Genomic DNA, 12,015 nt, shown 5'->3' on the forward strand with positions numbered 1-12,015 from the left:
AAATGATTCTCCTTAATTCTTCTTTTTATCTAAGATTTCTTTTAATTCGTTTATCTCCTCATTAGAGAACTCATATTCTTCAATAAAACTAGCAATCATAGCCTTTAACTCGCCCTTATAAAATTTATTGACAAATCTATTAGCTCTTGCATTGATGCAATCCTCTTTATTCATAAGAGGATAATAGTAATAAGATTTTCCTCTTTTTTCATAGTCTATTACATTTTTGTCTACAAGTCTTGATATAAGAGTTTTAATTGTAGTTGGCTTCCAATCTCTCTTTTGCTCGATTTTTTCAATTATTTCCTTTGAGCTAAGAGGATTATTATCCCAAAGGATTTCCATGATGTCCCATTCTGAGTTTGATATTTTAATCGATTTTTCCATATTATCACCTCCTATAAAGTTATGACTACAGGTGTAGTTTATATTTACAGTCTACAGTTGTAGTCACGAAAAGTCAAGGATAATATTTTAAATAATAAAAGAATTATAAATTACATATATTATTAGAATTAATTCAAGTATTTTAATAATTAACTTCTAAACTAACTTTATAAAGATTGGTTTATTGAATGAACTTATAAATTATAGTTTTATAAATTATGGAATTATAATTTGATAATCATTTTTTATGGATACTTTTAATGATCTAAATGTAATTTAGGTATTTATGATAATGGGAAATTTACTTAAAATAACATGATAATTTAATATAAAATCTTTGTAATATAAAATACATACTATTCTTTTTAGATTAGTAAGAAAGCCTATTTTCCATTTAGGATTTACTTAGATAAGATTTATGGGAATTGGGTAATAAATATAAAGATTAATGGTATAATCAATAATGAATATCTTTAAGGAGTGGATTAGATGAATGTATTAGATACTATATTTACTAGAAGAAGTATTAGAAAGTTTACAGGTGAACAAATAAAAGAAGAGGATTTAAAACTTATTCTTAAGGCAGGATTTCAAGCTCCTTCTGCACATAATATGGAACCAAGAGATTATATAGTAGTGAGGGATAGGGAGGTTTTAAATAAAATTTCTGAATTTCATAAATATGCAAAGATGTTACCAAATGCGGGGTGTGGAATAATCGTTTGTGGAGATACAGAAAGACAAGAAGAAATGGGATTTTTAATAGAGGACTGTTCTGCATCAATTCAAAATATATTGTTGGCAGCTCATGGTCTTGGTTTAGGTGCAGTATGGTGTGGACTTTACTCTAGAGAAGATTTAGTTGATAATATGTCTAAAACTTTAGGATTGCCTGCCCATATTATTCCAATTGGCATGGTGGTAATAGGTGTAAAAGATGAAGAAAAGAAGTCAATAGATAGATATAATGAGGAAAAAATCCATTATAACAAATGGTAAAGACTATAAAAACAAACCACCTGAAAAATTTTTGAAGGTGGTTTATTTTACTATTCAGTTTCAAAAGATATGCCCAAGGTATTTGGACCACAATGGGAAGTTATTGTACAACTTGCAGTTGTTACGTGAATTTCCTTGAAGTTCATATGTGATAATATTGTATCTTTAGCAAGATTAATGAATTTATCATCTATTCCAGAATGGACAATGAAAATACGTTGGTTATTGATATTATCATAGCTAGATAATTTATCCTTGATATATTTTACTATAACTTTTTCAAGTTGTCCTCTGTATTTATTTCCTAGACTCATTGCACCTGATTTATTATTTACATTAATAACAGGCTTTATTTTCAATAAATTTGAACCAAGAGATGAGATTTTAGAACAACGTCCTCCAGCATATAAAAAGTCCAGGGTATCTAAAATAAAACTCATATGTATCTTTTCTTTATATTCATCTAACATATTGCTAATTTCTATTGCTGTAAATCCTTGATTTAGCATCTCAGCTGCTTTTAGCACTAAAAGACCGGAGCCAGTAGAAAGGTTTTGTGAGTCTACTGGATATATACCACCTAATTCCTTTGCCACTGTGCAACAATTATTGTAACTACTTGTAAGGGCACTTCCAAGAGTGATATGTATTATTTCATATCCATCATCTATCAAAGGTTTAAAATGATTATAATATTCTGCAACATTTATAGCAGATGTTTTAGGAAGTAACTTCTTTTTATAATATGTTTCAAAAATTTCAGGTGGTGTGATATCTATATTGTCCTTATATGTATTATTATCTAAAAGAATAGTATAAGGATAATGCTTGATGTCATAACGTTGTATTAATTCATCATTTAAGTCGCAGGTACTATCAGCACTTAATATTATTTTTCTCATTTAAATTACCCTTTCTAAATATATTATTAAAAGAATTTCTGTGTTAAATCAGCTCTTTTAATTTAGGTATATATACAAAAATAATATCTAATATAAACTCTTTTGTCAATTGGTCTTTAAGTGTTATAAATATGCTAAAATCTTAAGAATAAAATGAATATTCCTTGACAATAATATTGGTGGAAATATATAATATAAGATATATTGGTGAAGGAGTTGATGTAAGATGATAACAATAATAACGGTGATTACTCAATAAAATCAAATATGGGCCAAGGAATTAATAGTAAATCTTATGTTTTTTTGTCATGCAATAGACCTTGTGCCGTAGAATCAACCTTTCACATCTACTTAAATCGAATAATAATTAAATAATATTACCGTAGATATCCATGGATGGTTTTGTCTACGGTATTTTTATGCTCATTTTTAAGAAATTAAAAGGAGTGATGTCTTATGAAAAGGAATAAAAGTTATAAGTTTATAAATATAGAAAATAATAGAAAGTTGATTAAATTGGAGGTATTAAATGAATAATTGTATTGAAAACTATGGTTTTACGGATTTCTTTAAGAATCAAATAAAATTAATTAATATAGATAAAGATGACCTTGTACCAGCAAGAGTAACTGAGGTTCACAAGGAAATGTATACGATAATCTATGATAATATGGAGAAAAGAGCAAGGCTTAAAGGTTCAGTATTTTACAATGATAAATATAGTATAATATATCCTGCTGTAGGAGATTTCGTCTTAGTTAAGCAGAATCCTTATGGGGAGGATATAATCTATTATGTATTAGATAGGAAGAGTAAGTTCTCAAGATATGATTCCCATTATGAAAAGGAGCAGATGATAGCATCTAATTTTGACCATGTATTTATAATTTCATCTTTAAATCATGACTTTAATATAAAACGAATTGAGAGATATCTTTCAATTGCATGGGAAAGTGAGGCAAATCCGGCAATTATTTTAACTAAATCAGATTTAGTTGATGATGTTAAAGAATATAGTTTACAAGTAGAAAATGTAGCTATGGGAGTACCAGTTTTCTATATCAGTTCAGTAACAAGAGAAGGAATAGATGAATTAAAGAAATATCTTAATCCAAAGGAAACTATAGTGTTTCTAGGTTCTTCAGGAGTAGGTAAATCTTCTTTAGTCAATGCCTTATCTGGGGAGAATATTATGAAGGTTAATGATATTAGAGAAGACGATAGCAAGGGAAGACATACTACAACTCATAGACAATTGATTATGTTAAGTAATGGGACTATGATAATAGATACTCCTGGTATGAGAGAACTTGCACTTTGGAATATTGATGAAGGATTAGATGCTACATTTTCAGATATAGAAGAAATAAGTAAATTATGTAGATTTAAAGATTGTAGTCATAATAGGGAACCGGGCTGTGCTATTAAAAATGTATTGCTAAGTGGAGAACTTTCCTATGATAGATGGAATAATTATATAAAGCTTCAAAAGGAAGCCAGATTTACTGCTAAGAAAGAGCAATTGAATCTTAGAAAGAAAGCAAAGTTATTAAAGAAAAAATAAAGAAATCTGTATAAAATAAAACCAGCTATTTAGCTGGTTCTATTGATAGATAATATCATAGGATAATTGTTTTTTATATAAACTTAGGTTATTTAAATCAAGATACATATAATCTGGATTGGTTTTCATTTCTGCAAATCCTAAGGATGAGTAGAAACTCTTTAAATGCCTTACAGTCTCATTTCTTTCCTCTTTACTCATAGATTCCATAGAATCATATTCTAAGTCCTCTGTAATAGGATCAGGAAAGAGACCTATATATCTAACATTGTTTTCCATAAAGAAATCAATATTTTTTTCAAATGCTTCTAATACATGTTTTCCTACTCCGCTGCCTCTATATTGAGGATATATGAAAAATCGATCTAGATGATATATATTTTCTCCTCTATTTTTAAAACAAGACGTTTCTTTAATTAAACAATTACAAATATCGAAAGTTTCTTCATCATATTGATGAATTAAAGATATAATATTTTTTAATTTTTTATCATTGCAAAGCCTAGATAAATTGAAAAAGTGGCCCTTTAACTCACCTATAGTGACTACCTCACCATTTATCTCCTCACAGATATCTATAAACACTTCTTTAGAATAAGGGCTAGACTCATGAGATAATTTGGAATTTTCCCTTAGATAAATAGTAGGGTCATAATCCTCGTCTGAATCTTCATTATCAGTTTTTATAAATCCCACTCCTTTTAATTATTTTGATATTAGACTAATATATAAGATTCTTCATATCCCGCCTCCCTTAATATTATTATACCCATTATCTATGGAAAGTTTAAAAAATATGTTAAAATATTTCAGAGGTGAAAACATGATTAGAGAAATAATGGCAAAGGAATATGATAAAATTAAAAGTTTTATTGAATATGATATAGCTAGAAATTATTTTATATTATTGGGACTTACAAGTAAGAAAGAAGTATATGATAAGGTTTATGGAGAATTTGAAGGTGAAGTATTAAAGGCTGTCTTATTTAGGCGAAAAACTGGTACGCTACAGTTTTTTAGTAATGGAAATGCAGATATTGATGCCTTTAAAGCATTAATTTCTAGTTTAGAATATACTGTTTTGATTGGACCAAAATCCTATTGTCAGAGTTTATTAGATAAGAAAATATTTTCAACATTTAGAAATGGATCATATATATCTAAATTAAGCAGAAATACTAAGGTCGAAGTTAAATTGAATTCTTTATACATAAGACAGATAAATACATTGGATTTAGATGAAATAGTTAATTTATATAGTAAGGTGTTTTCTAGTTTTAGTTCAAGGGAGGTGATGGAGGATAAATTAAAAAACAATAGAGGTCGCGGAATATGTATTGAAGATAAAGGTAAGGTAGTATCCGTAGCACAGACTGATTTCGAGACTGCAGATTCAGCATTAGTCGTAGGAGTAGCAACAGAACCAGAATATCAGAAAAAAGGCTTAGGTACTATCTGTCTACAAGTATTGATACAGGAACTACTAGAGGAAGGCAAAGATATTTATCTTCAGTATGATAATTTAGATGCAGGTAGAATTTATGAAAGACTGGGATTTAAACAAATAGATCAAATGATTCACTATGAAAAATAACTTTTATATAAAGTAGTAGTGTATAAATATAAAGTAAAAGTATAATTTTTATTTTATATTTACTTTATATTAGTTTGAGGGTATATAGATAAGGCATTTGAAATCTGAATATAACTTTAGAAAGTTCTTATGATTTAAGTAGTAGAATTCAGAAATACTTATCTAATGTATTAAGTTTCTATATTAAATATTAAAATATAATATATTTATTAAAAGGAGTGATGATATGGTATATTCAAGAGAAAGAGAAAGATTAAATGATATACTTATTTCAGGAAAAGATATAAAAGACTATAAAGATGAGATTCTTAAAATCATTCCGGAACTTATTATTTGTGTTGATTGTGAACAAAATATGCCTGCTCATATTTATAATGTATTTGATCACATACTTGAAACAGTAAATGGAGTAGATTTTGATTTAATTTTGAAAGTGACAGCACTTTTACATGATATAGGCAAACCATATAAGAAGGTTACCATTAATAATATTGATAGTTTTAAGGGGCATGAAGAAGCAAGTGAAATAATTGCAAATTTAATTCTAACAAGGCTTGGGTATGATAAAGATTTTATAGAAAATGTATGTAAACTTATTAGATATCATGATTATCATGTTGTACCTACAGTAGAAGGAGTGAAAGAGGCTATTGATTTGGTAGGAGAAGACCTTATATCCTATCTTTTCCATTTCCAAAGATCAGACCTATTGGCTCATTCTGAACAACGATATAAACCCTTATTGCCAAAATTAAGTGAATCTAAAGCAATATATGAATCGCTATATCAAAAAAGTATCTAAATATATTTATATGAATTATTAACAAATGTCTATGGTCAATGGTTGACATATTATTATATTGTAAGAAATTAATTTCATATAATTTTAGTAAATTAAAGAACCAATGTGAGAGTTTTATTTAACTTTAGCATTGGTTCTTTTTCATTTTCTATGCTTGTACAGAAAATATAAACTTTTTATATTATTTTTCATATTATATTATAGTGACAAGTTGTTTAATGAAAGGAGATTTAATATGTCATAGGTATATGTTGCTAATCTTGGTGAAGATACAGTATCAGTAATAGATGGAGTAACAAATATGGCAGTTGATGCAATATCTGTTGGTGGAGGACCAGAAACATTAGGAGTAAATCCAAATACTAATTTAATATATGTTTCGAATACAAGTCACAATACGGTATCAGTAATAAATTGTGATATAAATACGATAATAGTAACAATACCTGTTGGTAATAATCCTGTTTCCGCCGTTGTAGATTCAAGTGAAAATCTAATTTTTGTTACTAATGCTATTGATAGAACTATTTCAGTTATAGATGGTGCTGAGAATATTGTTATTGCCACTATTTCAGTTGGAAATACTCCTTATGGAATAGGATTATTAACGACAACGTCATAGTGGACCATTTTTAATTATGATGCAATTCGTAGAGATATTCTCTAAGATAATAGTCATAGATAGTAGAATCATTTTAATGAAGTTAATATAAAGGCAGTATAAGCTTAATCCGTGTTAAAAGGCAGGATGTATAGTACTAAATTGTAATTAAAAGATGTTGAGTTCTATATTGATACGGGACTCAATACTTTTAGTTTTATCTTAGTATGGAGTTTTTCATAGTGAAAAATTTAATGGATGTTTTATGCTTGTATAAAATTGTAAACCTTTTATGCTGCTTTTCATATGATATTATAGTGATGAATTATCTAATTTACTGTTATGAAATAAAATGCTGGATATATTTTTTATAGAGATTTATACACTTTATATTAATGTATGAACAAAAAACATTGTAGTTATGAATAGAGAAAGGGGATTTAAGATGTCAAATATATATTATAATAATAAGAGTAATGACAATCGTAAAAGACGTACAACAGCAACAACAGGAGTACCAAATTCAAGAGTTTCAGTAGTGCCATCAACTGATGCTGCTGATGATACTTCAGTGGAGATAGACAATACAACAAATAAGACAGCAACAAAGCCTATAAGAAGTGGAGCTGGTGTATTTGGTGTGAAGGAAAATACTAAATAAGTATTTTTATTTTGTCGGAAGATTTTTTATTTAAGTTATATAGTTAAGTTTATAATTGATTTTATTTAAATACTAGATAACTAATAAATTAGATATAAGAATTTGTATATATCTGATTTAATAACGATATATATCTATACTATAAAAGAAACTGAGTCTGTAATAAATAGGACTTAGTTTCTTTTATTTCATTTCTGATTATGAGTTCTTGATTCTAAGTTTTACATATAAGCATATGCTTGTATAAAAATTGTAAACCTTTTATACTATTCTCCATATTATATTATATGGATAAATTATTTAATGAACTGATATTAAAGTAAAGTACTGAATATAAATTTTATTTTACTAAATTGTCCACACTTTATTTTGCATTTTATGTTAAAGTGTGGAGAAAGTCAATGCAGTTGTAAGCATAGAAAGGAGATTTAATATGTCATATATGTATAATAATTGGTATGGATCAAGATGTAACCCTTGTAGGAAGGACCATGATTGCTGTAAATTTGACTGTGAATGCGTTCTAAAGTGTCCAACAGGAGCAACAGGCCCAACAGGAGCAACAGGCTCAACAGGTCCAACAGGCCCAACAGGTTCAACAGGAGCAACAGGAGCAACAGGTTCAACAGGAGCAACAGGAATAGGAATAACAGGTCCAACAGGTCCAACAGGTCCAACAGGTTCAACAGGAGCAACAGGAGCAACAGGAATAGGAATAACAGGTCCAACAGGAGCGACAGGTCCAACAGGTCCAACAGGAGCGACAGGTCCAACAGGTCCAACAGGAGCGACAGGTCCAACAGGTCCAACAGGTCCAACAGGAGCAACAGGAGCAACTGGTGCAGCGGGAGCTGGGGCTATTATCCCATTCGCTTCTGGTGTAATACCTGCGGTGTTGACGACTGTATTAGGTGGATTATTGAATACAGGTAGTATCGTGGGATTTGGTTCGAATATAACAGGTATAACCGGTCTGGGTGGTGCAATCGATATTACACTATTAGGTGATCTAGCCTTTAATGTGCCTCGAAGTGGAACATTGGATTCCTTATCTGCTACCTTTAACGTCACACTTGGTTTGAGTTTAATTGGATCTACTGCTACGGTTTCTGCAACAGTATATTCTGCACCAGCTGGAAGTAACTCTTTTACACCAGTTCCAGGTGCAACAGTTAACCTTTCTCCTGACTTTAGTGGTCTTATATCTGTAGGAGACATCGCCACAGGCTCAATTAGTGGTATTGGATTCCCTGTCACAGCAGGTATGCGTTTGATGCTTGTATTTTCTTCTGAAATTACAGCAGGCCTTGATATAGCATCTGTACTAACTGGTCAGATAAGTGGTGGCATTGGAATTAGTTAAAAGTTTGGTAAGAGGACCTTTATAAATCATGACCGCCGGCTTAGCCGGCGGTTTGTTCTGCATAAAATCGTATACTTTACTTAGCGTTTCGTATATTTTAGCATAAATCACAAAATTGAATTCCTTATCATAATATATATTGGATATAATGGAAAATTGCTTTGAGGTGATTAGATGATAACAATAAGCTTATGTATGATTGTTAAAAATGAAGAAGATGTTATAGCTAGATGCTTAGACTCTGTAAAAGATATTATTGATGAAATAATAATAGTAGATACTGGGTCCAATGATAATACAAAAGAAATAGTCAAAGGATATACAGATAAGGTATTTGATTTTAAGTGGATAGATGATTTTTCAGCAGCAAGAAATTATTCTTTTTCTAAGGCTACGAAAGATTTTATTCTTTGGCTAGATGCTGATGACGTTATTCTTGAAAAGGATAGGGAAAAATTTAAGCAATTTAAAAAAGAATTAGATCATAAGGTTGATGTAGTGATGATGAAATATAATGTAGGGTTCGATGAAGAAGGTAATGTAAACTTTTCATATTTTAGAGAACGTTTAGTAAAGAGAACAAATAACTATCGATGGAATGAGCCTGTTCATGAATATCTAGAATTAGGGGGTAATATAATAAACTCTGATATCTGTATAACTCATAAGAAGGAACGGATAGATGTTCCAGGTAGAAATTTAGCTATTTATGAAAAGACTATTAAGTCTGGAACCAATTTAACACCTAGAGGTCTTTATTATTATGCTAGGGAGCTGTTTTATAATGAAAGATATAATGATGCAATAAAATATTTTAATAAATTTTTAGATACAGAAAAAGGGTGGGTAGAAGATAATATAAGTGCTTGCCATATTCTTTCAATTTGTTACGATAATATAAATGATAGAAAAAATATGCTAGAATCTTTATTAAAGAGTTTCGAATATGATACTCCAAGGGCAGAAATCTGTTGTCACATTGGAGATTATTTTTCTGGTAATGGAGATTATAAGAGAGCAACATTTTGGTATAAATTAGCTCTAGAATTAGAGGAGCCAACTGATGGATGGGGATTTGTACAACATGACTATTGGGGATATATTCCATGTGTGAAACTATGTGTGTGTTATGATAAACTTGGCAATATAGAAGAAGCTATAAAATATAATGATAAAGCAGCAGAATATAAACCTAATGACTTAGCTGTAGAGCATAATAGAAGGTATTTTGAAAATATAAGGGAATAAAATATAGACCTGTATAAGCAGATATTTAATTGGAATTATAGGATATATATTAAGTGTATTTCCAATTGAACTTCCTATATATGAATAAAATATGTATAAATTTTGTTCATATATAGGAAATCTTTATTTATAAATACAGTTAATGTTATCTTTTTATAATAATTTTAACTTTTCTTAGCAAATCATTTCCTATAATTTATTTGGGAAACCATAAAATTGTATATAAGCTCAGGATTTTCTGCTGAGTAACTGCAGTTGCTACATCTGACATCCAATGTGCAGTTATTATCGTAATTTTGATATTAAGAAACTACTATCTTTTTTATTTAAAAAAATATATACTTAATATTAGGTTATATTATGTAGCCTAATATTTTTTAAAGGAGGAAGAAATGGAACTATCTAAACTTAAAATAGGAAATCTAACTGCTAAACTACCTATTGTACAAGGTGGAATGGGGATTGGTATTTCTTTGTCAAATCTAGCAGGTAATGTGGCCTTGAATGGAGGAATAGGTATATTATCTGGTGTAGAAATTGGATTCAATGATCCAGATTATTACCGAAATAAGAAAGAAGCCAATTCAAGGGCTTTAAAGCATCATATTAAAAGGGCTAAAGAGATATCAAAGGGTGGTATTATTGGTATCAATATAATGGCAGTGCTAAATAATTTTGAAGAAATAGTTTTGGAAGCAGTCAGGGAAAAAATAGATATAATCTTTTCAGGTGCAGGACTTCCCTTGAACCTGCCTAGTTTCACTAAAGGAACTGATACAAAGGTTGTACCTATTGTTTCATCTGACAGGGCTGCTACTCTTATATGCAAAACTTGGAGCAAACGATATGATATTATTCCAGATGCTATTGTATTAGAGGGACCAAAGGCAGGAGGACATCTAGGATTTTCAACGAAAGAACTAGAAGACTCTACTAAGGATTTAGAGAATCTATTAGTTGATGTATTAGAGGCAATAAAACCATACGAAGAAAAATATGGAAAGGAAATTCCTATTATAGCTGCAGGAGGAATAATGGATGGGAAAGATATAGCTAGGTTACTAAAACTAGGGGCAGCAGGAGTTCAAATGGGAAGTAGATTCGCAGCAACTAATGAATGTGATGCATCAGAGACTTTTAAAGAAGCTTATATAAATGCAAAGGAAGAAGATATAGTCCTAATTAATAGTCCGGTGGGTCTAATTGGTCGGGCTATAAATAATAAGTTTATAGAAGATGCACGTATGGGACTAAGAAAACCAATAAAATGTATTACAAATTGTTTAAAGCCATGTAAACCTACAGAAGTTCAATATTGTATAGCAAATGCTTTAATCAACGCACAAAAGGGAAATCTTAATTCTGGATTTGTTTTTGCAGGTACTAATGCATATAAAATAGATAAAATTGTGTCGGTAAAAGAGTTAATGGAAAAATTGATGGAAGAAACAAAGCTACATTTTGTAGAATTATAAAGCTAAGCCGAAAAGGCTTAGCTTTATTTACATATCTTTGATAGAATATATTATAATTCAAGATATTGAGCATTTAAATAATGGATGTGTATCTATTAGGAAAGTTAACAAGACCAGTATGGATAGAAATAGATTTAGATAATCTTGTCCATAATTATAAGGAAATCAGAAAAACATTAAAAGAAGAAACAGAACTGATGGCAGCAGCAAGTAAAATTTGTCAAATCTCAGCAGTTGTACAATATATGTTTACTAAGGAATTACCTAGAATATATATAAAGAATAATGAAATAATAAATATAGCAAAAGATTATAGTGTTATAGATTAACATATAAAAAATATGGAACAATTTCCATTGCAATAATAAGTCCAGCTAAGAATTGTCAATAAAAGATTTTAAATTATTTAATAGAATGTA

General features: G+C 29.5%; 12 protein-coding genes and 1 pseudogene. 10 read left to right on the forward strand and 3 right to left on the reverse strand.

Annotated elements, in window-relative coordinates:
* Positions 1-12: 12 nt before the first annotated feature.
* Positions 13-387, reverse strand: a complete 375-nt coding sequence (locus ABWP20_RS08555; RefSeq protein ID WP_353095379.1) for a BlaI/MecI/CopY family transcriptional regulator — start codon at positions 385-387, stop codon at positions 13-15.
* A 489-nt stretch (positions 388-876) separates the two neighbouring features.
* Between ABWP20_RS08555 and ABWP20_RS08560 the strand changes: the two genes are divergently transcribed.
* Positions 877-1,386, forward strand: coding sequence for a nitroreductase family protein (locus ABWP20_RS08560; RefSeq protein ID WP_353095380.1), 510 nt, complete (start codon positions 877-879; stop codon positions 1,384-1,386).
* A gap of 50 nt (positions 1,387-1,436) precedes the next feature.
* Here the strand turns inward: ABWP20_RS08560 and ABWP20_RS08565 are convergent, their stop codons facing one another.
* Positions 1,437-2,288: a DegV family protein gene (locus tag ABWP20_RS08565; RefSeq protein WP_353095381.1), complete on the reverse strand. Its 852-nt coding sequence runs from the start codon at positions 2,286-2,288 to the stop codon at positions 1,437-1,439.
* Between the two features lie 529 nt (positions 2,289-2,817).
* On the opposite strand from ABWP20_RS08565, the gene rsgA reads away from it, so the two are divergent.
* A complete protein-coding gene (gene rsgA, locus ABWP20_RS08570) occupies positions 2,818-3,852 on the forward strand; it encodes a ribosome small subunit-dependent GTPase A (protein ID WP_353095382.1) in 1,035 nt (344 codons plus the stop codon).
* Positions 3,853-3,891: 39 nt separating this feature from the next.
* On the opposite strand, the gene ABWP20_RS08575 is transcribed toward rsgA, so the two are convergent.
* Entirely contained in the window at positions 3,892-4,548 is a 657-nt protein-coding gene (locus ABWP20_RS08575; RefSeq protein WP_353095383.1) for a GNAT family N-acetyltransferase, read from the reverse strand.
* Between the two features lie 127 nt (positions 4,549-4,675).
* Between ABWP20_RS08575 and ABWP20_RS08580 the strand changes: the two genes are divergently transcribed.
* From ABWP20_RS08580 to ABWP20_RS08615, 8 genes and pseudogenes are all read left to right on the forward strand, one after another.
* Positions 4,676-5,446: a GNAT family N-acetyltransferase gene (locus ABWP20_RS08580; protein WP_353095384.1), complete on the forward strand. Its 771-nt coding sequence runs from the start codon at positions 4,676-4,678 to the stop codon at positions 5,444-5,446.
* Positions 5,447-5,672: 226 nt separating this feature from the next.
* Positions 5,673-6,248, forward strand: coding sequence for an HD domain-containing protein (locus tag ABWP20_RS08585; protein ID WP_353095385.1), 576 nt, complete (start codon positions 5,673-5,675; stop codon positions 6,246-6,248).
* A gap of 256 nt (positions 6,249-6,504) precedes the next feature.
* Positions 6,505-6,870: pseudogene (locus ABWP20_RS08590) on the forward strand (YncE family protein); the annotation flags it as partial.
* Between the two features lie 424 nt (positions 6,871-7,294).
* Positions 7,295-7,510, forward strand: a complete 216-nt coding sequence (locus ABWP20_RS08595; protein WP_353095386.1) for a hypothetical protein — start codon at positions 7,295-7,297, stop codon at positions 7,508-7,510.
* 433 nt (positions 7,511-7,943) lie between these two features.
* Positions 7,944-8,873, forward strand: a complete 930-nt coding sequence (locus tag ABWP20_RS08600) for an exosporium glycoprotein BclB-related protein (RefSeq protein ID WP_353095387.1) — start codon at positions 7,944-7,946, stop codon at positions 8,871-8,873.
* A 174-nt stretch (positions 8,874-9,047) separates the two neighbouring features.
* Positions 9,048-10,121, forward strand: a complete 1,074-nt coding sequence (locus ABWP20_RS08605; RefSeq protein WP_353095388.1) for a glycosyltransferase — start codon at positions 9,048-9,050, stop codon at positions 10,119-10,121.
* 392 nt (positions 10,122-10,513) lie between these two features.
* On the forward strand, positions 10,514-11,596 hold the full coding sequence (locus tag ABWP20_RS08610; RefSeq protein ID WP_353095389.1) for an NAD(P)H-dependent flavin oxidoreductase: 1,083 nt from the start codon (positions 10,514-10,516) through the stop codon (positions 11,594-11,596).
* Positions 11,597-11,676: 80 nt separating this feature from the next.
* The gene (locus tag ABWP20_RS08615; protein ID WP_353095390.1) at positions 11,677-11,925 is read left to right on the forward strand and encodes a hypothetical protein; all 249 of its coding nucleotides are present in this window, start codon (positions 11,677-11,679) and stop codon (positions 11,923-11,925) included.
* The last annotated feature ends 90 nt before the right edge of the window (positions 11,926-12,015 follow it).

Origin of the sequence: Tissierella praeacuta (assembly GCF_040396155.1) — a bacterium.
In the GTDB taxonomy this organism is placed as follows: domain Bacteria; phylum Bacillota; class Clostridia; order Tissierellales; family Tissierellaceae; genus Tissierella; species Tissierella praeacuta_A.

What these genes read in the sequence shown, in the direction of transcription:
- ABWP20_RS08555 (WP_353095379.1), bottom strand. Translation starts at nt 387, where the DNA reads ATGGAAAAATCGATTAAAATATCAAACTCAGAATGGGACATCATGGAA.
- ABWP20_RS08560 (WP_353095380.1), top strand. Translation starts at nt 877, where the DNA reads ATGAATGTATTAGATACTATATTTACTAGAAGAAGTATTAGAAAGTTT.
- ABWP20_RS08565 (WP_353095381.1), bottom strand. Translation starts at nt 2,288, where the DNA reads ATGAGAAAAATAATATTAAGTGCTGATAGTACCTGCGACTTAAATGAT.
- rsgA (WP_353095382.1), top strand. Translation starts at nt 2,818, where the DNA reads ATGAATAATTGTATTGAAAACTATGGTTTTACGGATTTCTTTAAGAAT.
- ABWP20_RS08580 (WP_353095384.1), top strand. Translation starts at nt 4,676, where the DNA reads ATGATTAGAGAAATAATGGCAAAGGAATATGATAAAATTAAAAGTTTT.
- ABWP20_RS08585 (WP_353095385.1), top strand. Translation starts at nt 5,673, where the DNA reads ATGGTATATTCAAGAGAAAGAGAAAGATTAAATGATATACTTATTTCA.
- ABWP20_RS08595 (WP_353095386.1), top strand. Translation starts at nt 7,295, where the DNA reads ATGTCAAATATATATTATAATAATAAGAGTAATGACAATCGTAAAAGA.
- ABWP20_RS08600 (WP_353095387.1), top strand. Translation starts at nt 7,944, where the DNA reads ATGTCATATATGTATAATAATTGGTATGGATCAAGATGTAACCCTTGT.
- ABWP20_RS08605 (WP_353095388.1), top strand. Translation starts at nt 9,048, where the DNA reads ATGATAACAATAAGCTTATGTATGATTGTTAAAAATGAAGAAGATGTT.
- ABWP20_RS08610 (WP_353095389.1), top strand. Translation starts at nt 10,514, where the DNA reads ATGGAACTATCTAAACTTAAAATAGGAAATCTAACTGCTAAACTACCT.
- ABWP20_RS08615 (WP_353095390.1), top strand. Translation starts at nt 11,677, where the DNA reads ATGGATGTGTATCTATTAGGAAAGTTAACAAGACCAGTATGGATAGAA.